Annotated in this window: 26 protein-coding genes; 13 read left to right on the top strand and 13 right to left on the bottom strand. The window is 66.1% G+C overall.

Features of this window, described 5'->3' with window-relative positions; genetic code table 11:
* Nucleotides 1–165 precede the first annotated feature (165 nt).
* From ACH49N_RS17955 to ACH49N_RS17925, 7 genes are all read left to right on the top strand, one after another.
* A complete protein-coding gene (locus ACH49N_RS17955; RefSeq protein WP_358273342.1) occupies nt 166–669 on the top strand; it encodes an N-acetyltransferase in 504 nt (167 codons plus the stop codon).
* Between the two features lie 74 nt (nt 670–743).
* Nucleotides 744–1139 carry an antibiotic biosynthesis monooxygenase gene (locus ACH49N_RS17950; RefSeq protein WP_358273343.1) on the top strand — a complete coding sequence of 132 codons (396 nt, stop codon included), beginning with the start codon at nt 744–746 and terminating at the stop codon, nt 1137–1139.
* A gap of 61 nt (nt 1140–1200) precedes the next feature.
* On the top strand, nt 1201–2541 hold the full coding sequence (locus tag ACH49N_RS17945; RefSeq protein ID WP_358273345.1) for an SWIM zinc finger family protein: 1341 nt from the start codon (nt 1201–1203) through the stop codon (nt 2539–2541).
* A complete protein-coding gene (locus tag ACH49N_RS17940; RefSeq protein WP_358273347.1) occupies nt 2538–4013 on the top strand; it encodes a DUF5691 domain-containing protein in 1476 nt (491 codons plus the stop codon). The genes ACH49N_RS17945 and ACH49N_RS17940 overlap by 4 nt, the downstream gene beginning before the upstream one ends.
* Nucleotides 4010–5113, top strand: a complete 1104-nt coding sequence (locus ACH49N_RS17935) for an AAA family ATPase (protein WP_358273349.1) — start codon at nt 4010–4012, stop codon at nt 5111–5113. Before ACH49N_RS17940 ends, ACH49N_RS17935 begins: the two co-directional genes overlap by 4 nt.
* The gene (locus tag ACH49N_RS17930) at nt 5110–7278 is read left to right on the top strand and encodes a DUF5682 family protein (protein ID WP_358273351.1); all 2169 of its coding nucleotides are present in this window, start codon (nt 5110–5112) and stop codon (nt 7276–7278) included. Before ACH49N_RS17935 ends, ACH49N_RS17930 begins: the two co-directional genes overlap by 4 nt.
* Nucleotides 7275–8435, top strand: a complete 1161-nt coding sequence (locus ACH49N_RS17925) for a VWA domain-containing protein (protein WP_358273352.1) — start codon at nt 7275–7277, stop codon at nt 8433–8435. Before ACH49N_RS17930 ends, ACH49N_RS17925 begins: the two co-directional genes overlap by 4 nt.
* A gap of 7 nt (nt 8436–8442) precedes the next feature.
* On the opposite strand, the gene ACH49N_RS17920 is transcribed toward ACH49N_RS17925, so the two are convergent.
* The 6 genes from ACH49N_RS17920 to ACH49N_RS17895 form a co-directional block, all read right to left on the bottom strand.
* Entirely contained in the window at nt 8443–8646 is a 204-nt protein-coding gene (locus ACH49N_RS17920; protein WP_109328063.1) for a hypothetical protein, read from the bottom strand.
* A 189-nt stretch (nt 8647–8835) separates the two neighbouring features.
* The gene (locus ACH49N_RS17915) at nt 8836–9963 is read right to left on the bottom strand and encodes an acyl-CoA dehydrogenase family protein (protein WP_159920457.1); all 1128 of its coding nucleotides are present in this window, start codon (nt 9961–9963) and stop codon (nt 8836–8838) included.
* 10 nt (nt 9964–9973) lie between these two features.
* On the bottom strand, nt 9974–11149 hold the full coding sequence (locus ACH49N_RS17910; RefSeq protein WP_358273354.1) for an acyl-CoA dehydrogenase family protein: 1176 nt from the start codon (nt 11147–11149) through the stop codon (nt 9974–9976).
* A gap of 117 nt (nt 11150–11266) precedes the next feature.
* Nucleotides 11267–11710: a hypothetical protein gene (locus tag ACH49N_RS17905; protein WP_201453529.1), complete on the bottom strand. Its 444-nt coding sequence runs from the start codon at nt 11708–11710 to the stop codon at nt 11267–11269.
* Between the two features lie 24 nt (nt 11711–11734).
* Entirely contained in the window at nt 11735–12253 is a 519-nt protein-coding gene (locus ACH49N_RS17900; RefSeq protein ID WP_358273356.1) for a twin-arginine translocation pathway signal, read from the bottom strand.
* Entirely contained in the window at nt 12250–12843 is a 594-nt protein-coding gene (locus ACH49N_RS17895) for a hypothetical protein (RefSeq protein WP_358273357.1), read from the bottom strand. The genes ACH49N_RS17900 and ACH49N_RS17895 overlap by 4 nt, the downstream gene beginning before the upstream one ends.
* A gap of 184 nt (nt 12844–13027) precedes the next feature.
* Between ACH49N_RS17895 and ACH49N_RS17890 the strand changes: the two genes are divergently transcribed.
* The 6 genes from ACH49N_RS17890 to ACH49N_RS17865 are packed head-to-tail and all read left to right on the top strand — an operon-like array spanning nt 13028 to nt 15833.
* Nucleotides 13028–13486 carry an Asp23/Gls24 family envelope stress response protein gene (locus ACH49N_RS17890; protein WP_109328051.1) on the top strand — a complete coding sequence of 153 codons (459 nt, stop codon included), beginning with the start codon at nt 13028–13030 and terminating at the stop codon, nt 13484–13486.
* On the top strand, nt 13483–13797 hold the full coding sequence (locus ACH49N_RS17885; protein ID WP_250772564.1) for a hypothetical protein: 315 nt from the start codon (nt 13483–13485) through the stop codon (nt 13795–13797). The genes ACH49N_RS17890 and ACH49N_RS17885 overlap by 4 nt, the downstream gene beginning before the upstream one ends.
* Nucleotides 13794–13973 (top strand): DUF2273 domain-containing protein, encoded by a 180-nt coding sequence (locus ACH49N_RS17880; protein ID WP_109328047.1) that lies wholly within the window; start codon nt 13794–13796, stop codon nt 13971–13973. Before ACH49N_RS17885 ends, ACH49N_RS17880 begins: the two co-directional genes overlap by 4 nt.
* Nucleotides 13966–14949 (top strand): DUF6286 domain-containing protein, encoded by a 984-nt coding sequence (locus ACH49N_RS17875; protein WP_397504738.1) that lies wholly within the window; start codon nt 13966–13968, stop codon nt 14947–14949. Before ACH49N_RS17880 ends, ACH49N_RS17875 begins: the two co-directional genes overlap by 8 nt.
* Nucleotides 14946–15524 (top strand): hypothetical protein, encoded by a 579-nt coding sequence (locus ACH49N_RS17870; RefSeq protein WP_358273359.1) that lies wholly within the window; start codon nt 14946–14948, stop codon nt 15522–15524. The genes ACH49N_RS17875 and ACH49N_RS17870 overlap by 4 nt, the downstream gene beginning before the upstream one ends.
* A gap of 36 nt (nt 15525–15560) precedes the next feature.
* Nucleotides 15561–15833, top strand: coding sequence for a YciI family protein (locus tag ACH49N_RS17865; protein ID WP_358273361.1), 273 nt, complete (start codon nt 15561–15563; stop codon nt 15831–15833).
* Between the two features lie 105 nt (nt 15834–15938).
* Here the strand turns inward: ACH49N_RS17865 and tuf are convergent, their stop codons facing one another.
* The 7 genes from tuf to ACH49N_RS17830 all read right to left on the bottom strand — a co-directional run bounded on the left by tuf (nt 15939) and on the right by ACH49N_RS17830 (nt 22468).
* Nucleotides 15939–17129 carry an elongation factor Tu gene (tuf, locus tag ACH49N_RS17860; RefSeq protein WP_109328041.1) on the bottom strand — a complete coding sequence of 397 codons (1191 nt, stop codon included), beginning with the start codon at nt 17127–17129 and terminating at the stop codon, nt 15939–15941.
* An 89-nt stretch (nt 17130–17218) separates the two neighbouring features.
* Entirely contained in the window at nt 17219–19321 is a 2103-nt protein-coding gene (gene fusA, locus ACH49N_RS17855) for an elongation factor G (protein ID WP_109328039.1), read from the bottom strand.
* A gap of 162 nt (nt 19322–19483) precedes the next feature.
* Nucleotides 19484–19954, bottom strand: coding sequence for a 30S ribosomal protein S7 (rpsG, locus tag ACH49N_RS17850; RefSeq protein ID WP_072738343.1), 471 nt, complete (start codon nt 19952–19954; stop codon nt 19484–19486).
* Complete coding sequence (gene rpsL, locus ACH49N_RS17845) at nt 19954–20328, bottom strand: 30S ribosomal protein S12 (protein ID WP_005252198.1); 375 nt, start codon at nt 20326–20328, stop codon at nt 19954–19956. Before rpsL ends, rpsG begins: the two co-directional genes overlap by 1 nt.
* 365 nt (nt 20329–20693) lie before the next feature.
* Nucleotides 20694–21236, bottom strand: coding sequence for a DUF3558 domain-containing protein (locus ACH49N_RS17840; protein ID WP_358273364.1), 543 nt, complete (start codon nt 21234–21236; stop codon nt 20694–20696).
* Between the two features lie 29 nt (nt 21237–21265).
* Entirely contained in the window at nt 21266–21790 is a 525-nt protein-coding gene (locus ACH49N_RS17835) for a DUF3558 domain-containing protein (RefSeq protein ID WP_358273365.1), read from the bottom strand.
* 39 nt (nt 21791–21829) lie between these two features.
* On the bottom strand, nt 21830–22468 hold the full coding sequence (locus tag ACH49N_RS17830) for a TetR/AcrR family transcriptional regulator (RefSeq protein WP_159920443.1): 639 nt from the start codon (nt 22466–22468) through the stop codon (nt 21830–21832).
* Nucleotides 22469–22500 lie beyond the last annotated feature (32 nt).

Here is a 22500-nt window from a genome sequence, read left to right as displayed (position 1 = left end):
TTGGAGAACGCTTCGCCCAGTGCCGACTCCTGATGCTGCGGCGGTATCTGCCCGGCATCGCTCAGAACCTTCTGTGCGCGGGCTCCGGGTCCAGCTATCGGCCAGCAGCAAACCGTTGCATAAAGTCGTTGCGACGGACAGAATTCTCGCGGCAGGCTGTCGACCATGCTCATCCGACGGGAAACTGCCCACGACGTCGCCGCGATCGCCGAGGTCCATCGCCAGGCCTTCGACGGGGACGCCCCCGTCGAGGTCGACCTCGTCGAGCGACTGCGCTCGAGCCCGGCGTGGATTCCGCCGCTGTCCTTCGTCGCCGAGTGGCACGACTCGGTGATCGGACACGTGTGTCTGACCCGGGCCACCGTTGATTCGACGCCGGTGCTGGCATTGGGCCCTATCGGCGTGCTGCCGAGCCACCAGCGCGGTGGGGTCGGTTCGGCGCTCATGCATGCCGCCCTCGGCGCCGCTGATTCCCGTGACGAACTGCTGGTAGCACTGCTGGGCCACCTCGAGTACTACCCCCGGTTCGGGTTCGTCGCCGGATCCTCCCTCGGGATCGAACCGGACGAGCCTTCCTGGTCGTCCCATTTCCAGGTTCGTCGTCTCACTAACTGGGACTCCGCCCTGTCGGGAATGTTCCGGTACGCCGCGCCGTTCTATCAACTCTGAGGCAAGTGGACAGTGTGCAGCTCCCGAGCCGCTGGTAGTTTGCCAATAGACAAGCAGGATCCGAGGTAACGACAGTGACGAACACCGCCGACAGCGTCCGAACGGGCGACGTCGTCGACACGTCCGTGACGACGACCATCGTCCGGCGGGTCAGCCAGGGGTGCGAAGAAGAATTCGCCGATTGGATCCAGGTCGGCCTCGGTCTGGCACGCCTCTTCCCCGGTTTCCTCGGCGGCGGATGGCTCAAGGAGAGCAGTACGTCCGCTGTGTGCGTCATCGTCCTCAAGTTCGAGACGCAGGCGGCGCTGGACAACTGGTTGACGTCTTCACTGCGGAACGGGTGGTTGCGGACCGGTGAGAACATCGCCGTCGAAGACTCCACCGACCGGATATCGAGCATCGCGGGATTGTTCGACCCACCCCGGCCCGCGGACGGGTTGCCCGACTCCGGTACTCCCACACCCACCTAGACCGTGCCTGTGAGCGCACCCTCCTCCCTGCATGTCGGACTACTCGCCTACGGTGACTGACGTGACGTCGCCTTGGTCGGAGGGACAGGTCGCATCGGTCGCGGCCGATGCCGGCTCTCTCGCTGCCGCACGCACGCTCTCGGCGTCGTGGTCGGATACCGGCCACACCGGCACCGCATTGTGGGGACTGTGCCAGGGTAGCGGCAGGAGCCCATACCGCACCGTGGTCGATCTCGACGGGCCAGCCTTCTCATGTTCGTGCCCGAGCCGGAAATTCCCCTGCAAGCACGCGCTCGGGCTACTCCTGCTCTGGTCACAGGGGCGGGTCCCGGACGCGGCCGACCTCCCGCCGTTCGCGCGCGAATGGTTGGGACGACGCGCCACGCGGGCAAGCGAACCCGGTCCGCCCGCTCCCCCGTCGACCGCCCAGGGGAAGGCTGCCGAACGTCGAGCCGATCGGGTGGCCGCGGGCCTCGACGAACTCGACCTGTGGCTCACCGATCAGATCCGCGGTGGGCTGGGATCCACGGACACGTCACCCGCCGCATTCGATGCCATTGCGGCCCGAATGGTCGACGCACAGGCTCCCGGCGTCGCATCGGCGCTGCGTCGGCTCGCCTTCACCGTCGCGTTGCGCCCCGACTGGCCGGTGAGATTGCTTGCCGAGTACGCCAAGCTGCATCTACTCGTGGTCGCGCATCGTCGTCTCCCCGAACTGCCGGAGCCGTTGCGGGCGACGGTCCGCGCCCACGTGGGATACCCGGTCTCCACCGACAAGGTGCGTAGTGAACCGGCTGTGCGAGATCGGTGGATGGTGCTGGGCTCCCAGACCACCGAAGAGAAACGGCTTTTCACCCGCAAGGTGTGGTTACTCGGCCGGGATCACCGCCGTTGGGCACTCCTGCTCGATTTCGCCCACGGCACACCAAACTTCGCGAACGCCGTTCCGCCGCTCGGTTCCCTCGTCGACGCAGATCTGCACTTCTATCCCGGCGCCGCGCCGTTGCGCGCGCAGTGGGGCGCCGGCCACGGTGCGGCAGAACCGTTCACGACGCTCCCCGCGGGAGGCATCGACCCGGCCCTCGACGCCTTCGCCCACGTCATCGGCGCCGACCCGTGGGTTCGTTCGTGGCCCGTGTTGCTGGGCGGTGTCACGCCGACGGTCACGGAAGAGGGATGGCTGCTGGTCGACGCCGAAGGGCGAGCGTTGCCGGTCACCGGTGACGAGAGGAATCTGTGGACACTGCTCGGCATCTCCGGCGGCCACCCGGTCACCGTGTGCGGTGACTGGAACAGTGAGGCACTGACTCCGGTGTCCGTGTTCGACCGCGGTGTCGTCCACTCGCTCGTATCCACAACGGCACCGTCCGTCTCGACCCGCACGGCAGGCAGACGACGATGAGCGAGCTTCTGTCGACGGCTCTCCTGGGTACAGCCCGGTCCACTCCCGCACTGCAGGACCTCGCCACGGGGCAACTGGCGCAATCGATTACCGGCGATCCTGCCGAAGTGCTGCTGGGCGCGGCCGCTCTGGAGAACGCCCATCGAGCCGGCGGGGTCACCGCCTCCCTGCACGTCGTGCCTGCGCCCGCCGACGAGGACGACCGAGTGCAACTGCCCCCGACGGCGGCCGACCACCTGATGCAACTGCTCGCCGCCAAGTCGTGGACACTGACGGAGTGGTTCGCCGTAGCCGTCGAGCGCGGGTACCGGGCGCCGGATCATCTCGTCGCCGACCTGATGTCCGCGGCACGGAGCAACGACACGCACCGGGAGAACATTCTCCGGCTCACCGGACCACGCGGACAGTGGCTGGCCGCCCAGAACCCGGAATGGTTGATGCTCCGGCGGACAGCCGATCGCCTCGAGGTGTGGCATCGCGGCTCCCATCCGGAACGTCTGCAGTGGCTCACGGCGATGCGCTCGGTGAATCCGGCGGCCGCCACGGCGGAACTGCGACGAACGTGGGATACCGAACGCGGCGAGCACCGGGCCGCGTTCATCGCAACACTGGCCACCGGGCTCGGCGACGCGGACGCCGCCCTCCTCGAGCACGCACTCGACGACCGGCGCAAAGATGTTCGCCAGCATGCAGTCCAGTTGCTGCGCCAACTTCCCCGCTCGGCGTACGCGCAGCGGATGGCCGCCCGCGCCCGCGCGTGGGTGCGGGTGGAGAAGAAGCCTCTCCGCACCCGCCTCGTGGTAAACATGCCGGGTTCGCTCGATGATTCGGCGCGGCGTGACGGCATCGAAAACGTGCACTTCAAGAACAAGGGAATTCGGAGTTGGTGGCTGCGAATGGTGGTCACCGCGGCACCACTGTCGGTGTGGGACGACATGATCGGATCCGCATCCCAGGCCCTGGACATCCGCATCGAGGACCAATGGCGTGATGTGATGACCGAGGCCTGGGTCAACGCGACAGTGATGCAGCGCAACCCGCGATGGGCGTCCGCCTTCCTGCACAAACAGGGCAGGCAAACCGAGCGGCGCGTCGTCCCCCTCGTTCCCGCCGGGCAGCGGCTGGAGTACATACTCGCCGGCCACGCCGACTCCTACCTGCTGGGCGTGGACGGGGCGGCACTGTTCGACGATCTCCCGCACCCGTGGCCCCTCGAACTTGCGCAACGCATCATCGCCCGATTCGAGGACATCGCGGTGCGGCACGCCTCGACAGGCAAGGAGCTCGGACAATTGTCCCGGCACAGCCACTACTCGACGCTGCGCAGCGCCGAGACACACTTCCCGTTCAGTGCGGTTCCCCTGCTCCACGCGGCCGCCGAACGCACCCGCGACCCCGGCTGGCAGCAGGCGTTCTCGACGGCCGCCGCCAACATCGAACACCGCCGAACGCTGCTGAAGGAGCTCGAGTGACCGAGATCGTGGCCGGCCAGGCCGACCTGCTGCGTCCCCATGCCGAGCAGGACTACGCCGAAGAACTCGCGACCCTCGCCGCCCAGGACACCCGGCCGCGGCCGCCGTCCTGGAAGATGTCGCCGTGGGCCGTCGTCACGTACCTACTCGGGGGCGAACTCGACGACGGCACCGTGATCACCCCCAAATACGTCGGCCCCCGCCGGTTGATGGAAGTCGCAGTCGCTACCCTCGCCACCGATCGGGCACTCCTGCTCCTCGGTGTCCCCGGGACAGCCAAGACGTGGGTGTCCGAACATCTTTCGGCCGCGATTTCCGGAACGTCGACGCTACTGATCCAGGGAACTTCCGGAACACCGGAGGAGGCCATCCGGTACGGATGGAACTACGCCCGGCTCCTGGCCGAAGGCCCCACCGCGGGAGCCCTCGTCCCCTCCCCGGTGATGACCGCGATGGAGAGCGGCCGGATCGTCCGAGTCGAGGAGCTCACCCGGATTCCGGCCGACGTGCAGGACGCGCTCATCACCGTGCTCTCGGAGAAAACCCTGCCGGTGCCCGAATTGGGCATCGAAGTGCAGGCAACCAAGGGTTTCAACCTGATAGCCACCGCCAACGACCGGGACCGCGGTGTGAACGACCTCTCCTCCGCACTCCGCAGGCGCTTCAACACGGTGGTCCTGCCGCTGCCCGCCAGCGAGGAGGACGAGGTCGCCATTGTCACGCGGCGCGTCGAGCAATTGGGCGCCTCACTCGAACTGCCGAAAATCCCCGCGACGGTCGACGAGATTCGCCGAGTAGTCACCGTGTTCCGCGAACTACGCTCCGGCGCCACCTCGGACGGTCGTACCAAGCTGAAGTCGCCGTCCGGAACATTGTCGACCGCGGAGGCCATCTCCGTGGTGACCAACGGATTGGCGCTCGCCGCGCACTTCGGCAACGGCACGTTGGGGCCCTCTGATGTGGCCGCAGGCATCCTCGGATCCGTACTGAAGGATCCGGTGGCAGACAAGGTGGTGTGGACGGAGTATCTCGAAGCGGTTGTCCGTGAACGCGAGGACTGGTCGGACTTCTACCGAGCCTGCCGGGAGGTCACCGGGTGAGTTCCGATGTCCGTGTCTTCGGCATCCGCCATCACGGGCCCGGATCGGCACGGTCGGTGCGACGCGCACTCGAAGCGTTCACTCCCGATGCAGTCCTGATCGAAGGACCCGCGGACGCCGACCCGCTGATCGCACTGACGGCCGCCGACGCCATGAAACCGCCGGTGGCATTGCTGGCCTACGCCACCGGGGAACCGCGGACGGCTGCGTTCTGGCCTTTCGCAGTGTTTTCCCCTGAGTGGCAGGCACTCTCGTGGTCCGCGGAGCACGGAGTCGACGTGCGGTTCTGTGATCTCCCGGCTGCCCACACGCTCGCCGCCGAATCCGCCGAAACCGATCGCACCGACCCGTTGGCCCAGCTCGCCGCGGCTGCCGGATACGATGACACTGAACGCTGGTGGGACGCAGTCGTCGAATCCGGCACCGGCGCAGACTCGTTCGATGCCATCACCGAAGCGATGTCCGTTCTGCGCAATGCCACCGACCTCGACGAGGAGACGAGAAGACGCGAGGCCTACATGCTCCAAACGCTGCGCAAGGCCATCAAGGGCGGCGCTCAGCGCGTGGCGGTGATCTGTGGCGCCTGGCATGCGCCGGCGCTCTCCGGGCCCCTCGGCCCCGCCACCGCCGATGCGCAAATCCTCAAGGGCCTGCCGAAGATCAAGACCTCACTGACGTGGGTTCCGTGGACCCATTCGCGTCTGTCCACGGCCTCGGGGTACGGAGCGGGCATTACCTCACCGGGTTGGTACCACCACCTCTTCACCGCCGGCGACCGAACGATCCCACGATGGCTCACCAAGGTGGCCCGCGTGCTGCGCGCCGAGGACCTCCCGGTGTCGAGCGCGCACGTCATCGAGGCGGTACGCCTGGCAGACACCCTGGCCGCCATGCGCTCACGTCCCCTGGCCGGCCTGTCCGAGGTCACCGAGGCAACCCGCGCCGTGATGTGCGACGGCAACGACGTCCTGCTCGACCTGATCACCCGGCGACTCGTGGTCGGTGAGGCACTCGGCGGAGTCCCGGACGACACACCCACCGTCCCGCTCGACGCCGACCTGCGTGCACGGGCAAAAACGCTCCGCCTCAAGCAACAGGCCACGGAGAAGACCCTCGACCTCGATCTCCGCAAGGACATCGACGTCACGCGCTCCCGGTTACTCCACCGCCTGCAGCTACTGGGGGTCGGGTGGGGCGTTCCCGCGGACAGCGAGATCAACGCCACCGGGACGTTCCGCGAGACGTGGTCACTGACCTGGAAGCCGGAACTCGCCGTCGCCATCATCGAGGCATCGCTCTGGGGAACGACAGTCGAGGCCGCGGCCACCGCCAAAGTACGGGCCGAAGCGTCGGACGAGCACGTCTCCCTCGCCCAGCTCACCGCACTTCTCGAGCAGGCGCTGCTGTCGAACCTCACCGATGCGCTGCCCGAATTGCTCCGTGCGCTCGACACGGCCGCCGCCCTCGACCACGACGTGATGCATCTGATGGATGCGCTGCCGTCCCTCACCCGGACCCTCCGCTACGGCGACGTCCGCGGCACCGACATCTCGTCCCTCTCCCGCGTCAACGACAGCCTCCTGGTGCGGATCTGCGCGGGACTGGGATCGGCGCTGTCGGGATTGGACGACGACAGCGCGATCGAGATGCGCCGGGCGATCGACGGTGTCCATGCCGCCGTGATGCTCCGCGACGAGGATCGCGCGTCGAAACGATGGCTGGGCGCTCTCGCCGGGCTCGTCGATCGCAGCGATGTGAACGGCCTGGTGATCGGCCGGATGGTCCGGCTGCTCCGCGACGCCGGCGCGATCAGCGAAACCGACTCCGCGACCAGGTTGTCGCGGGCACTGTCCGTCGGCGCCACACCGTCCGCGAAGGCAGGATGGGTGGACGGCTTCCTCGGCGGCGGTGGCCTGCTTCTCGTCCACGATCGGGAACTGCTCCGCCTGCTCGATACATGGCTATCGGGACTGGGTGATCAGGACTTCGTAGACACGCTGCCGTTGCTGCGGCGAACATTCGGCGCTTTCGACACCGGGGAACGTCAGGCGATCGGCCAGTCAGTGCAGGGCGGAAACCGAACCGAAGCTGCAGCTCCGATCGACCCGCGGCGGGCCGCAGTCGCGACCCGCACGGTGGCCGACATTCTGGGAGTGCCGTCGTGAGCGAAGACGTCGAGCGGTTACGACGGTGGCGGTTGCTGCTCGGTGACGCCGCCGAGGAGTCGACGGGCGGGCTCGGCTCCAAGTCGGATGCCGCGATGGACGGGGCACTGTCCGCCCTGTACGACGCGAACAATGAGGACAGCGGTAGCCGTCGCCGCGGTGCCGGCCTGGGAAGCTCGGCGCCCAAGGTGGCGCGGTGGCTCGGCGACATCCGGACGTACTTCCCGAGCACCGTCGTCCAGGTGATGCAGAAGGACGCCGTCGACCGGCTCGGACTTACCGAGTTGCTGCTCGAACCCGAACTGCTCGACGCCGTCGAACCCGACGTCCACCTCGTCGGCACGCTGCTGAGCCTCAACCGGGTGATGCCCGAAACGAGCAAAGCCACCGCCCGCATGGTCGTCGACACAGTGGTCCGGCAGATCGAGGAACGCATCGCGCAGAAAACACGGACCGCGGTGACCGGCGCCATCAACCGGGCTGCGCGCACCACCAATCCGAAGCTCCGCGACGTCGATTGGAACCGCACCATCCGCGCCAACCTCGCCCACTATCTTCCCGAGTACAAGACCGTGGTGCCGGAACGGATGATCGGGCACGGACGTCGATCACCGTCGGTGCACCGCGACGTCGTCCTCGCCATCGACCAGTCGGGGTCGATGGCGTCGAGCGTCGTCTACGCCTCCGTCTTCGGCGCCGTTCTCGCATCGATGCGCGCACTGAAAACTTCGCTCGTCGTCTTCGACACGGCCGTCGTGGATCTGACAGACAAACTGTCCGATCCCGTGGACGTCCTGTTCGGCACGCAGCTCGGCGGCGGCACCGACATCAACAGGGCCATCGCCTACAGCCAGTCGCTGATCGACAGACCGGCCGAATCGCTGTTCGTGCTCATCTCGGACCTGTACGAGGGCGGAATCCGCGGCGAGATGCTGCGGCGGATGTCTGCCATGAAGACTGCCGGGGTCCAGGTGATCGTGCTGCTGGCACTGTCCGACGACGGCGCCCCGTCGTTCGACCACGACAACGCGGCGGCCCTGAGTGTTCTCGGGATTCCCGCGTTCGCCTGCACACCGGACAAGTTTCCGGAACTGCTGGCGCTCGCGCTGGAACGCGGCGACATTCGCAGGTGGGCAGACAGTCTTCAAAGGGAGTGACGCGGGTCTAGCCGGCGGCCATTCGGCGGTCGCTGTGCAGTTCGGGGTGCGCGTCGGCGCGAATCCTGAGCAGGACAAGACCGGAGACTGAAGCGACGATCAGCGACGCGACCGTCCACTGAACGTGCAGTTCGGAAATCCCGACTCCCGCACCGACGAGTCCCACGAAAAGCAGGCTCCACATGATCGCTTTGACTGGACCGGACCCCATGGCAATACTCCTTCACCGAGATTACGAACGTCCCCCGTGAGTTCTGGCGTTGCGCGCAGAACGTTATCCGCGTCACACCACCACCACCCGCGCGACACGTCGGAAACGCCGTAATTCGATACCAAGCCGAGACCAACCCCTGTGAGTACTTATTATCCGCCCGGGGTTAATAAGTACTCACAGGGGCTTTTAAATAATGCTGATGGTCCCCTGGGTGGTCGCCGACGCGAGGACGCGGAGATGGTCGTCGGAGCCGCCGAGGGTGTGTTCGATGGCGGTGAGCCTGCTGACGTAGTGCCCGACCGGATACTCCGCGGTCATACCGATGCCACCGTGCATCTGGATCGCTTCCTGCCCGATCTTGCGGGCCGAACGCCCGATCTGCAGCTTCGCACGAGAGGCGACCACCGGGTCGACGGTTCCGTCGGCCAGCGACATCGTCGCGTACAGGCTCATGCTGCGAGCCAGTTCCAGCAGCACATACATATCCGCCGCCCGGTGTGTCAGGGTCTGGAATTTCGCGATCGGGACACCGAACTGCTTGCGGGTTTTCAGGTACTCGGTCGTCAACCGCAACGCTTCCTCCATCGCGCCGACCGCCTCCGCGCACAACGCCGCCTGCGCCCGGATCTGCGCGCCCTCGATCGCCGACGACGCATCGCCGCCCTCACCGAGCGGCTCCGCCGGAGTATCCGACAGTTCGATCTGCGCGGCGCGCAGTCCGTCGTGAGTCGCGTAACCCGTGCGGGTAAGCCCGTGAGCGTCGGCGTCGACGAGGAACAGCCCGACCCCACCACCGGGGAGTGTCGCCGTGACGACCAGCGTGTTCGCGCTTCCCCCGTGCAGGACAGGGTTCTTGATCCCCGACACCGTCCAGGAGTCGCCGTCCTGCTTCGCGGTCGTGGAGACTCGGGTGGAGGGCCACCGCACCCCCGGTTCCCGATCGGCGAACGCCAGCAACAGGTTGCCCTCCGACACCTCCGGCAGGATTCGGCGGCGCTGCTCCGTGCTGCCTACCGCAGCGATCAACCCGCCCGGAACGAGCACCGCGTCGAGGACGGGTTCCGGGGCGAGCCGGCGGCCGATTTCGGTCATCACCGACGCCACCTCGACTGGACCAGCGCCCATTCCGCCGTCATCCTCGGCGAAGCTCAAACCGAGTAGTCCCACCTCGGCGAGTTGCTTCCACACCTGCGGGCTCCACCCCTGCTCGGTGTCGGTGACGGCATTACGCTTCTCCGCGTCGTAGCTGCGGCCGAGCAGTTCCCTGGTGGTGTCACGCAGCAGTTTCTGTTCGTCGGTCAGTTCGAAATCCATGACACACCCCTCACAATCCGAGGATCGAGGAGGCGATGATGCTGCGCTGCACTTCGCTCGATCCGCTGTAGATGGACACCTTGCGGTAGTTCAGATACGTCGGTGCCGTCCGCTGCGCCCAAAGCGGCGAGGCAATACCCTCACCGGCCGCGAAGGGCAGCGAGTCCGGTCCCGCGACATCGGTCAACAACTCCAGCGTGGCTTGTTGCAGCTCGGACCCCCGCAGCTTCAGCAACGACGACGCCGGATTCGGCTTCCCGTCGGCCGAACTCGCCACCACCCGCAACTGCGTCAACTCCAACGCGATGATCTCGTTCTCGAGTTCCGCGACTCGCGCGGCGAACAGCGGATCCTCCAGCAAGGTGCCGTCCCCGACCGCGATTTCGGCGGCGCGTTTCTTCGCCTGCGCCACACGCACCTTGGAAAATCCGAGCCGGGTCACCCCGGTGCGCTCGTTGCCGAGGAGGAACTTCGCGTAACTCCAGCCCTGGTTCTCTTCGCCCACGAGATTCTCCGCCGGCACCCGAACGTCCTCGAAAAACACCTCGTTGACTTCGTGGCCGCCGTCGATGAGTTTGATCGGGCGCACCGTCACCCCAGGCGTACTCAGGTCGACGAGGATGAACGAGATACCGGCCTGCTTCTTGAGCGCATCTGGATTGGTGCGAGCGAGAACGAAAATCCAATCCGCGTGCTGCGCCAGCGTGGTCCACGTCTTCTGACCGTTGATCACATACTCGTCGCCGTCGCGGAAGGCGCGGGTCTTCAGCGACGCCAGGTCCGAGCCGGCCTCGGGCTCGGAGAACCCCTGACACCACCAGATGTCGAGATTCGCGGTCGGCGGCAGGAACTTTTCCTTCTGCTCCTGTGAACCGAACGCCGCAATCACTGGGCCGACCATGCCGGTATTGAACGCGAGCGGCTCGGGCACCGACGCCAACTGCAACTCTTCCAACCAGATGTGCTTTTGCACCGGCGTCCAGTCCCGGCCGCCCCACTCCACCGGCCAATGCGGCGTCGCGAGCCCGTTGGCATTCAGGATCCGCTGCGACTCGACGAACCCCTCCCTCCCCACCTCTTCTCCGCGCGCATACCGCTCACGGATCTCCGCCGGAATCTGCGTGGTGAAGAACGTTCGCATCTCGTCACGGAACGCCAGCTCCTCGTCGGTCAAAGCCAGATTCATCGGGATTCCTTCGCACTCGAGGTCGGATTCATGTTCTGGATCCGACGTTACTCCCTCGTGCGGCTTCCCCGCCCGTGAGTACTTGTTAACCGGCCACGGTTAACAAGTACTCACGGGTCAGGCGGTACGAAGGACCAGCAGATACGCACCACCCGCAGCGTCAATCTGCGACTCCACCCGCAGGTCCGGAGCCAACCGGGACAACCGGTCGAGCAGCCACTCCGACGCCTCTTCGGCATCCGACTTTCCCGGGCAGCGCGCCACCGCGACACGTCCGCCTTTGCGGCTCAATTGCTCGACCACGCCGATGATCGGTGCGGGATCGACGACGAACAACCGGTCCGGCCACGGCACGACCGGCTTGACCGCGCCCTTCTTGGTGTTGCACGCGCGGTGCGCCAGGCGTTCGGCGCCGCCCTTCGCCTTCGCCTTCTTCGCGGTGACAACGCTGTCGATACTGGGTCCGCGCGGATCGTTGACCGACATGTCGGGATCCACCGGTTCGTCACACAGCCAGCAGCGCCAGGATGCGCGTTCGCCGACCTCTTGGAGAGTGCTCATGCGCGCACACGCTACTCGCGCCGACTAGACAGGATCGAAGCCGGAGATCAGCCAGTTGTCGCCGGAGCGCGTGAGTTCGACGTTGATACTCGTCGCCGTTGTAACCGGTTCGGGTTCCGCGGCACTCGTCGTCGTCTGGTTCACGAACAAGAGCACTGTCGCCGTGTCGGCCTGTACGTCCACGGAACCGGCCGCCGCCACCGTCGCCTCGGTGGCTACCTGGCTCTCCTGCGCGGCCGGCACCACCACCTCCGTGGTGAACTTCGAGTAATAGTCGAGGAACTCTCCTGTCAGACGACCGCGGGCCGTATCGACGACGCTCGCCACGGTGTCCGGCGTGTAGGACAGAAGGGCCACCGCGCCCTGCGACGCGGTGTCGGTCACCGCCGCACGCACGTCGTCATCGACACGCTGGTCCGCTCGATACGTCGTCACGTAGAGGGTTGCGGCCAGCACAGCCGCCACCGCGGTGAGTGCAGCCAGGACGGAGACCAACCTGCGTGGGTTCCGCGACCACCATCGCACCTTCTCTTCTGCGTTCACTGCACGAACCCCGCCTTCACGATCTTGTACCGGCCGTCGTCGAGTTGCACCGTGACCCGCATCCGCTGTCCGCGCGGTTCTTCCGCAGCGCCACCGGCATTCGAAACCTTCTGTGCGACCGCGACTATGACGTCGGCGGAATCGCCGCTCTGCGATTCGATCGCGGCCTGCCGCACCTCACCTTCGGACTGGACCCGCGCTTCCTGCATGACGGCGACGAGGTCCTTCGAGCGCGCCTCGAACTCGTCGCGGAACTCTCCCGCAGCGCCGTCGAGCACTCGCTGCACGTCCTCGTCGGCGCGCTCGAAGTTCATGGTCGTCAAGTTCACGACCCCTTGGCGGGCGGCGTCCAGAATCTCCGACCGCTCGCGGGCATCGCGCTCGGCCTGCCAGTGCGAGTAGGCGAAGTACCCGCTGAGGGCGAACAGCACCAGCGCCACCACCGACAGCACGCCGGCGATTGCCGTCCCTGACCTCCACCCGGCCGACGGCGGGGCAGCTTCCCCGCCGGGCGCCGCCTGTCCTATGCCCTCTTCCGGCGGAGTCGGCTTTTCCGGGGAAGCGCTGTCCACGGCGGGCACGTCAGCCATCGATGTCCTTCGGTAGTGCGTGTTGTTACCTGGATCACTCGAATGCTACCCGGGAGCAATATCAGATATTTTTCGCCCACCGGCGCTCGCGACTTCCCATCGACGCATAGCTTGTGTCGGGCCACACGTACGGTCGGGTATCACTACTGTTGAGAACAAGGCAGGCGACTCGGAAGGATCCACGATGACCAGCGATTCAGGCGCGCGCAGCCGCGTGCAGTTCGGTGCCGGAGCGACGCCGGAACTCGTCAGCTCCCAGGGGCGGACCATCATCGCCGACGCCGTGGTCGCCAAGATTGCCGGCATCGCCACTCGCGAGATCAACGGCGTCTACGACGTGGGTGGCGGTACCGCCCGCGCAGTCGGCGCTCTCCGTGACCGGATCCCCGGCGCACGGGTCAATCACGCCCAAGGGGTCGCCGTCGAGGTCGGGGAAAAGCAGGCCGCCATCGACATCGGCATCGTGGCCGAATACGGCGTCGCACTACACGAACTCGCCGTCGGAATCCGCCGCAACGTCATCGCCGCCGTCGAGCGCATGACCGGGCTCGAGGTGACGGAAGTGAACATCACCGTCTTCGATGTCATGCTCGAGGAACCCGATATCGTGGCCGAGTCGGACCTCAAACCGAGGGTGCAGTGACCGGGTCGCCCTTGCCGGACACCGGCACCGAAGATTTGTCGGAACGGGTCGCCGCCGCCGTCCTCGCCACTCCCGGCGTCGCAGCCCTGCACGGCGGCGAATTCGGGGAAATCGCGACCTATCTGCCCGGCCGTCGTGTCACCGGGGTGACCATCGGTCCGTCGTCGTGCGCCGTTCACGTAGCCGTGCGCTACCCGGCGAATGTCGTCGATACCGCCGAAAACGTACGGGCCGCCGTCGAATCGCTGGTGAACGTCCCCGTAGACGTGACCATCGAAGATCTCTTGACCGAGACAGGACACACGCAATGAACAGTACAGTCACAGGGTTGGTCGTCGGGTTACTCCTCGCGATCGCCGGAATCCTCGGCGGCTTCAGCGGATTCGTCTTCGCGGTACTTCTCGGCGCGGTTGGAATGGCCGTCGGTGCACACCGGGACGGTCACCTCGACCTCGGCGCCATCCTCCGAAGCCGTGGCCGTGGCTGAACCCTCCCCCTCCGGATCGGCTGCCGGTGTCGACGAGGCGGCCGCCGACTACGACGCGTCCGGATTGCGCGGCGAGTTGGTCATCAAAGAGCGCGCCATCGTGAAGATCGCCGTCGCCGCAGCCCTGCAGGTACCCGGCGTGGTCCGGCAGTCCGGCGGACTGTCCCGGCTCACCGGTCGCGAACTCCCCCGCGCCGATGTGTCCACGGGCGCCGATGCCGTCGCCATCAACCTGTACATCGCGATGCGCTGGCCGTGCCGTCTCGACATCCTGAGCCGGCGGCTGCGTTCGGAAGTGAGCCGCCGCATCGAGGATCTGACCGGGATGCCGGTGTGCGAACTGAACATCGTGGTCGCTGGAACAGAGGCAGCGCCGGACGAGGACAGTTCACCGGACACGCCCTACCAGGACGACGACTCCCGCGCTCCGGACGCGCCCATTGTCCCGCTCCGACCGCGCACACCGCGGGCCACCCCGGCCGCGGTACCGGCCGCCATCATCATCGCCGTCGCAGCCCTCGGCCTGGCACTGGTCTCGGCGCGCGAACTGCTCATCATGCGAGGCACTTTCGCGAATGCACCCTGGATACGGAACACCGTGGAGTGGCTGGGACGACTGCACTGGTCGGAGTGGATAGTCCCGGCCGCGGTGAGCGCGATAGTGCTCGGCGTCGTCTTCATCGTCGCGGCTGTCAAACCCCGACCACGCACACATCTGCCACTTCGAGTCGGCGACACACCGATCGTCTGGTTTCGACCCACCGACCTCGCTCGCCATTGCAGCAGTCACGCCCGCACCGCTCCCGGCGTGCAGTCCGCGCACACCACGGTCGACCGCAGGCACGTCACCGTTCGAGTGGTGCGCAGCGAAGCGTTCTCGGCCGGTGACGTCGCCATCTCGGTCCGCGAAGCGGTGGAACCGACCCTGTCACTACTCGGTACCGCCCCCGAACTCCGAGTGCAGGTGAAGCCATGACGCATCGCACCGCCGCCGTCAATCGTCTGATCGTCCTCGTCGTCGGCCTCATCCTCTTCGGTGTGGGCGCCTACGCCGTCGCCTGGGACCTCGGCGTACCGATCGTCCGGGAATGGGTGTCGCATTACGACCGCGCACGGGTCACCTCGTTGCCTGAGGAGGACTGGTGGGGGTGGGCGCTCGCCGCGGCGGTCGTCGGGGGTGTGCTGTTCGGAACGGTGCTGTTGGCACTCGATCTCACCAGGCGACGCACCGCGCCCGTTGCGGTGCCGGACCGCGACTCCGGAACCTTCGTCACCGTGGACCTCGGGTCTCTCGCCAACGGGGTGTCGAGTGAGCTCGAGCGGTACCCGGGGGTGCGGCAGACCCGTGCACGGGCAGTCAACGAACGCGGATTACCCACCTTGTCCGTCGTCGTGACCGCTGATCCGACGATCGACCTCGCCGACTTCACCCGCACATCGGAGCGCATCGCCGCCTGGGTTGCGGCGACGGTCGGTGACAACGAGGTGGCCACCCAGGTCCTGCTGCACCTCGATCGGGCCGATCAGCCCGCACAAAATTCCGAGAGCTGACCCGCGCACCCGCACGTACTCGGTACGTTCGGGCTCATGGAATATGTGGTGTTCTATGCGACCGATCCGGACAGTGCAGCGCGTATCCCCGAGGTGTACCCGCGGCATCTGGCGTACCTCGACGAGTTCTCCGCTCGAGGGGGTCTGCTGAGTATCGGCCCGTTCGACGACCCTGTGACCAACGGGTCGATGGCGATCTTCACGAGCCGGGAGCGAGCTGAGGCGTTCGTCGCGAACGACCCCTTCGTCCTCGAGGGCATCGCGTTGCCGGGAGATATCCGCGAGTGGGACGCCCTGAGCTTCCGCTGACCCCCACGCGGTCGGACGAGAAAACGCCAGTGGCGCCCATCCCGGAGGATGAGCGCCACTGGCGTGTAGTGCAGCGTGATCAGCCGATCACAGGCAGGCGGGTGCCTACTTGTTGATCTTCGTGACCTTGCCGGCGCCGACGGTGCGGCCGCCTTCGCGGATCGCGAAGCGCAGGCCCTCGTCCATGGCGACGGGCTGGATCAGCTTGACGGACATCTCGGTGTTGTCACCGGGCATGACCATCTCGGTGCCCTCGGGCAGCGTCACAACGCCCGTCACGTCCGTGGTACGGAAGTAGAACTGCGGACGGTAGTTGTTGAAGAACGGCGTGTGGCGGCCGCCCTCGTCCTTGGACAGGATGTACGCCTGGCCCTCGAACTCGGTGTGCGGGGTGGTGGTGCCGGGCTTGACGACAACCTGTCCACGCTCGACATCTTCGCGCTTGATACCACGCACGAGCAGACCGACGTTGTCACCGGCCTGGCCCGAGTCGAGGAGCTTGCGGAACATCTCGATACCCGTGACCGTGGTCTTGGTCTTGGTTTCCTTGATGCCGACGATCTCGACGTCCTCGTTGACGTTGATCACGCCACGCTCGATACGACCGGTGACGACGGTGCCACGACCGGTGATCGTGAAGACGTCCTCGACGGGCATGAGGAAGGGCTTCTCGGTCTCGCGAACCGGGTCCGGGATGGACTCGTCGACCGCAGCCATGAGCTCGAGGATGTTCTTGGTCCACTCCGGGTCGCCCTCGAGCGCCTTCAGTGCGGAAACCTTGACCACCGGAGCGTCCTCGTCGAACTCCTGCGCAGCGAGGAGCTCACGGACCTCCATCTCGACGAGCTCGATGATCTCTTCGTCGTCGACCATGTCGGCCTTGTTGAGAGCGACGAGGATGTAGGGCACGCCGACCTGGCGGGCGAGCAGCACGTGCTCACGCGTCTGGGGCATCGGGCCGTCGGTGGCGGCGACCACGAGGATGGCACCGTCCATCTGCGCCGCACCGGTGATCATGTTCTTGATGTAGTCGGCGTGACCGGGAGCGTCGACGTGCGCGTAGTGGCGCTTCTCGGTCTGGTACTCAACATGCGAGATGTTGATCGTGATACCGCGAGCCTTCTCCTCAGGAGCCTTGTCGATCTCGTCGAAGGCCGAGGCCTCGTTGAGATCCGGGTACGCGTCGTGCAGAACCTTGGTGATGGCCGCGGTCAGCGTGGTCTTGCCGTGGTCGACGTGACCGATGGTGCCGATGTTCACGTGCGGCTTCGTCCGCTCGAACTTCGCCTTCGCCACTGTGTGTCCTCCTGGACTGATTGATGCTTGCGGTATGCAGCAGTGCGGTTGTTATTACTGGGTCGTGCTTTCGGCCGGCTTAACCGAGGTTACTCGCCGGTCGCCTTGGCGATGATTTCCTTCGAGACGTTCGCGGGAACTTCTGCGTAGGAATCGAACACCATGGAGAAGTTCGCCCGGCCCTGGGTCTTCGACCGCAGATCACCGATGTAACCGAACATCTCCGAGAGCGGAACCAGCGCCTTCACGACACGGGCACCACTGCGTTCCTCCATGGCCTGGATCTGGCCACGGCGGGAGTTCAGGTCGCCGATCACGTCACCCATGTATTCCTCGGGTGTAGTGACCTCGACAGCCATGAGCGGCTCGAGAATGACCGGGCCGGCCTTGCGGGCGGCTTCCTTCAGTGCCTGCGAACCGGCAACCTTGAATGCCATTTCAGACGAGTCGACATCGTGGTATGCACCGTCGAGCAGCGACAGCTTGAGGTTGACCAGCGGGTATCCGGCCAGGACGCCGTACTGCATCGCGTCCTGTGCGCCTGCATCCACGGAGGGGATGTACTCGCGGGGGATGCGGCCACCGCTGACCTTGTTCTCGAACTCGTAGGTGGCGCCGTCTTCGCCGACGAACGGTTCCAGCGCGATGATCACCTTGGCGAACTGGCCCGATCCACCCGTCTGCTTCTTGTGGGTGTAGTCGTGCTTCTCGACCTTCTTGGTGATGGTCTCGCGGTAGGCAACCTGCGGCTTGCCGACGTTGGCCTCGACCTTGAACTCGCGACGCATACGGTCGACGAGGATGTCGAGGTGGAGCTCGCCCATACCGCCGATGACGGTCTGGCCGGTCTCCTCGTCGAGCTCGACGGAGAACGTGGGGTCCTCTTCGGCGAGCTTCTGGATCGCGGTGCCCAGCTTCTCCTGGTCGGACTTGGTCTTGGGCTCGATCGAGACCTGGATGACCGGGTCCGGGAAGCTCATGGACTCGAGCACGATGGGGCTGCTCTGATCGCAAAGGGTGTCACCGGTGGTGGTGTCCTTCAGACCGATCATCGCGTAGATGTGGCCGGCCACGGCCTCGTCGACCGGGTTCTCCTTGTTGGCGTGCATCTGGAAGAGCTTCCCGATGCGCTCCTTCTTCCCCTTGGTCGCATTCATGACCTGGGCGCCCGGATCGATCCGGCCGGAGTACACGCGGACGAACGTCAGCTTGCCGAAGAACGGGTGCGCTGCGATCTTGAAGGCCAGAGCCGAGAACGGCTCGTCCTTGCTCGGCTTACGAGTGAGAACTTCCTCCTCGTTGCCCAGCGCGTGGCCCTGAACCTCACCGATGTCCAGCGGGTTCGGCAGGTAGTCGATGACCGCGTCGAGCATGGGCTGCACGCCCTTGTTCTTGAACGCGGAACCACACAGCACCGGGTACAGCTCGGACGCGACCGTCATCTTGCGGATGGCAGCCTTGATCTCCTCGACGGAGAGCTCCTCGCCGGCGAAGTACTTCTCCATGAGAGCTTCGTCGGACTCGGCAACGGTCTCGAGCAGCTTCTCGCGGTACTCGGCGGCCTTGTCGGCCAGATCCGCGGGGATCTCCTCGATAGTGGGCTCGGCACCGGTCGGCACGACACCGCGCCAGGTGATGGCCCGCATCTCGACCAGGTCGACAACACCGTCGAAGTCGTCCTCGGCGCCGATCGGCAGCTGCAGGACGAGAGGCTTGGCACCGAGACGGTCGATGATGGTCTGGACCGTGAAGTAGAAGTCCGCGCCCATCTTGTCCATCTTGTTGACGAAACAGATGCGCGGAACGTCGTACTTGGCGGCCTGACGCCACACCTGCTCCGACTGGGGCTCGACGCCCTCCTTGCCGTCGAACACGGCCACAGCGCCGTCGAGCACGCGGAGCGAACGCTCCACCTCGACGGTGAAGTCGACGTGACCGGGGGTGTCGATGATGTTGATCTGGTTGTTGTTCCAGAAGCAGGTCACCGCGGCAGAGGTGATCGTGATGCCGCGTTCCTTCTCCTGCTCCATCCAGTCCGTCGTCGACGCGCCGTCGTGCGTCTCACCGATCTTGTAGTTGACACCGGTGTAGAACAGGATGCGCTCGGTGGTGGTGGTCTTGCCGGCATCGATGTGCGCCATGATGCCGATGTTGCGGACCTTGTTCAGGTCGGTCAGCACTTCCTGTGCCACAGGATTCTTCCCCGCTCGTAGCTCGTGTATCGGGTGTCGGCCTCCCCGGTGTTCCACCAGCGGGGCCATTGTCTCGAGTTGTAGATCAGCCGAGCCCGGGTAGGGCCCGACGTAGCAACGACGCCGGAGCAGTCACGGTGAGGTGACTGCTCCGACGTGACGTCACCAGCGGTAGTGGGCGAATGCCTTGTTGGCTTCAGCCATCTTGTGAGTGTCCTCACGGCGCTTCACAGCGGCACCGAGGCCGTTGCTGGCGTCGAGGAGCTCATTGGCGAGACGCTCGACCATCGTCTTCTCACGGCGCTGCCGCGAGAAGGTCACGAGCCAGCGGAGCGCGAGGGTGGTGGAACGGCCCGGACGGACCTCGACCGGCACCTGGTAGGTGGCGCCACCGACACGGCGGCTGCGAACCTCGAGGGCAGGCTTGACGTTGTCCAGAGCGCGCTTGAGGGTGACGACCGGATCGGTGCCGGTCTTCTCGCGTGCCTGCTCGAGCGCCTGGTAGACGATGCGCTCGGCGGTGGACTTCTTGCCGTCCAGGAGGATCTTGTTGACGAGCTGCGTCACCAGGGGCGAACCGTAGACCGGGTCGTTGATGAGCGGGCGCTTCGGAGCGGGGCCCTTACGTGGCATTAGCTCTTCTCCTTCTTGGCGCCGTAGCGGCTGCGTGCCTGCTTGCGGCCCTTGACACCCTGGGTGTCGAGGGAGCCGCGGATGATCTTGTAGCGCACACCGGGGAGGTCCTTCACACGACCACCGCGGACGAGCACCATGGAGTGCTCCTGCAGGTTGTGGCCCTCACCCGGGATGTAAGCGGTGACCTCGACGGAGCTGGTCAAGCGCACACGCGCGACCTTACGGAGCGCCGAGTTCGGCTTCTTCGGGGTGGTGGTGTACACGCGGGTGCACACGCCACGACGCTGCGGGCTGCCCTTCAGAGCTGCCGTCTTGACCTTGGCGGTCTTGTCGCGGCGGCCCTTGCGGACCAACTGATTGATGGTTGGCATTTACCGGCTTTCTTCGTGTTGAACAGACTGCTCTGGACAAGCAACCTTGGCTGTTCTGAAATTAGGGATCTAGCAGTTGGGGCAAGGAAGCTACTGCCCCGCACTCGATCGACGGTGCGTGACGTGCACGCACCCCACGGTCGGGTGTGTCGCATACCCCCACACAGGCAGCCGGATGCTCGTTCCATGCAGCAAATCTGCACGAACGCGCGCACGGCAATACCTCGCTAGGCACACAGATCGGCCCGGGCATGCCGGACACGACCCACAACGATACCCGGCGGCGCGCCGGAAGGTCAAAGCGGGCGGGCGGTGGTAAGGGCTGTGAGGTGAGAGGAAGGGCTTTCGGTTCGAGTGCCAGCACACTAGCTGCTCAGGTTGAGCGTCAGATCGGCGAGGGTGGACGCCGCCTCACACGGATCCGCCGCGGCAGCGGTGAACTGCACCCACCAGCCGACCACACCCGAGGACGGCGATCCCACGCTCACCCCGCAGGCTCCGGGATCGTTCGGTGGCCGCATCACCACGGCTCTGCGGCCCTGGATGGTCGACGCCTCCACCTTGTAGCCCAGCTCCTCGCCCGTCTCCTTCTCGGTGTCGAGCGACCCTGTCTCGAACCAGTTGAAGGTGATCTTCACCGGACCATTGGCGCCGACGGCATCCCAGCGGCAGATCGCGCCGAAGAAGCCACGCTCGATGGCGTCGGCCGCGACGGATTCGGCGATCTGCTCGTCGGTGACTGCGTCACACTCCTCGAGGAGGGCGGTGAACCTCTCCGTGTCACCGGTGACAGAGGCACCTTCGGGTCGGGCCGAACCGTCGATCGACGACCCGCATCCCGCGATCAGCCCGGCCACCGACACGATCGCGGCCGTAACCTCTGCCGCGCGGCGACGTCCGCCGCTCATCACTCCTCCGCTCATCATCTGGCCCCCGCTCACTTCGCCCTCGACACGCTGAGTTCGGCGAGGTCCCGCGCAACCTTGCAGGGGTCGGCGGCCGGCCGGGCGTCGGCATACATCACCGACCAGTGAATGAAATCGCCGCCGAACTCCACACCGAGTTCGCACAGGATCCCCTCCGAGGAGGCGATGAAGCCGGGGTTTCCCTGGACGTCGATGTCGGTGGCCGGTCGGCCGATCAGTTCCGATCCCGCCCGTTCGCGGCCGATCGGACTGCCGCGGTACCAGGAGAACGTCACGCTGGGCCCGCCGATTCCCGCGGTTTCCCATTCACAGCCGACGGAGTTGCGGGTGACGCCGGTGAAGGAGGGCATACCGAATGCCGTCGACACTTCATCGTCCGTGACGGAGCCACACTGACCGAAGAACGGTCCCGGTTCGGTGATCTGCCCGGTGGCGGGTGGGGCGGCAGAATCGGTCCCGGCGTCGTCGCCGCCCCCGCAGCCGGCCAGGGCAGCCACGACACCGACCGCGGCGAGCACTCCCCATTTCCTGCCCATGAACGCTGACTCTACCGATCCGGCCGGGGTGTGCCCGGTTCAGTCGACTGCCACCGCGTCGAGTGTCCGTTCGGCGCCGTCAGTGCCCCGTGGGAGCGCGGCGTCGAGTTGCGCAGCCCATTGACGAACCACCTCGGCGCGGCGTTTCGAGTCGTCGGTGAGAACGTCGGCGAGGCCGAGCCCGCGGGCCAGGTCGAGAGTGGCCTGCACGAGGCGGTGTGCCACCGGGTCGGAGTCGTCGAAGCCGAAATGCTCGACGGCGGTGCGGTGGGCGACCCGTCCGAAGCGTTCTTCGAGCGGCACGATCCGCGCCCGCAGCTCCGGGTCGGCCGCGGCTGCGGTCCACACCTGCAGGGCGGCTTTGAAGAGAGTGCCCGTGTAGTAGTCGACGAGCCGCGACACCACGGCCTCGGTGCGGCCCGCCCCCGACGGCAGGTCGGTGGCCTCCCGCCGGGCCTGCTCCATCCGGGCGTCGAACATGACCTCGAGGGCGGCGGTGATCAGATCTTCCCGGGTCGGGAAATGGTGCTGAGTGGCACCACGCGACACCCCGGCGCGTTGCGCCACCAGGCTGACGGTGGTGGCGCCCCACCCCAGTTCGGCGAGGCAGTCGATGGTGACCTCTAGCAGATGCTCACGCGTGACCCGGCTACGGTCCTGCTTCGGTTCGCGGGTCATGCAGTCACTTCCTCTCGTTGCGCTGTTCGCCC

Origin of the sequence: Rhodococcus sp. NPDC019647 (assembly GCF_044389235.1) — a bacterium.
In the GTDB taxonomy this organism is placed as follows: Bacteria; Actinomycetota; Actinomycetes; order Mycobacteriales; family Mycobacteriaceae; genus Rhodococcus_F; species Rhodococcus_F oxybenzonivorans.
This window is presented reverse-complemented; position numbering and strand designations above follow the sequence as displayed.

Bases quoted from the DNA above. Each gene is read 5' to 3' on its own strand.
- rpsL (WP_005252198.1), bottom strand. From the start codon at position 20,328: ATGCCAACCATCAATCAGTTGGTCCGCAAGGGCCGCCGCGACAAGACC.
- ACH49N_RS17840 (WP_358273364.1), bottom strand. From the start codon at position 21,236: ATGAGCGGCGGACGTCGCCGCGCGGCAGAGGTTACGGCCGCGATCGTG.
- ACH49N_RS17870 (WP_358273359.1), top strand. From the start codon at position 14,946: ATGACGCATCGCACCGCCGCCGTCAATCGTCTGATCGTCCTCGTCGTC.
- ACH49N_RS17895 (WP_358273357.1), bottom strand. From the start codon at position 12,843: ATGGCTGACGTGCCCGCCGTGGACAGCGCTTCCCCGGAAAAGCCGACT.
- ACH49N_RS17940 (WP_358273347.1), top strand. From the start codon at position 2,538: ATGAGCGAGCTTCTGTCGACGGCTCTCCTGGGTACAGCCCGGTCCACT.
- ACH49N_RS17835 (WP_358273365.1), bottom strand. From the start codon at position 21,790: ATGGGCAGGAAATGGGGAGTGCTCGCCGCGGTCGGTGTCGTGGCTGCC.
- ACH49N_RS17910 (WP_358273354.1), bottom strand. From the start codon at position 11,149: ATGAATCTGGCTTTGACCGACGAGGAGCTGGCGTTCCGTGACGAGATG.
- ACH49N_RS17880 (WP_109328047.1), top strand. From the start codon at position 13,794: ATGAACAGTACAGTCACAGGGTTGGTCGTCGGGTTACTCCTCGCGATC.
- ACH49N_RS17830 (WP_159920443.1), bottom strand. From the start codon at position 22,468: ATGACCCGCGAACCGAAGCAGGACCGTAGCCGGGTCACGCGTGAGCAT.
- ACH49N_RS17915 (WP_159920457.1), bottom strand. From the start codon at position 9,963: ATGGATTTCGAACTGACCGACGAACAGAAACTGCTGCGTGACACCACC.
- ACH49N_RS17955 (WP_358273342.1), top strand. From the start codon at position 166: ATGCTCATCCGACGGGAAACTGCCCACGACGTCGCCGCGATCGCCGAG.
- rpsG (WP_072738343.1), bottom strand. From the start codon at position 19,954: ATGCCACGTAAGGGCCCCGCTCCGAAGCGCCCGCTCATCAACGACCCG.
- ACH49N_RS17905 (WP_201453529.1), bottom strand. From the start codon at position 11,710: ATGAGCACTCTCCAAGAGGTCGGCGAACGCGCATCCTGGCGCTGCTGG.
- ACH49N_RS17890 (WP_109328051.1), top strand. From the start codon at position 13,028: ATGACCAGCGATTCAGGCGCGCGCAGCCGCGTGCAGTTCGGTGCCGGA.
- ACH49N_RS17865 (WP_358273361.1), top strand. From the start codon at position 15,561: ATGGAATATGTGGTGTTCTATGCGACCGATCCGGACAGTGCAGCGCGT.
- ACH49N_RS17920 (WP_109328063.1), bottom strand. From the start codon at position 8,646: ATGGGGTCCGGTCCAGTCAAAGCGATCATGTGGAGCCTGCTTTTCGTG.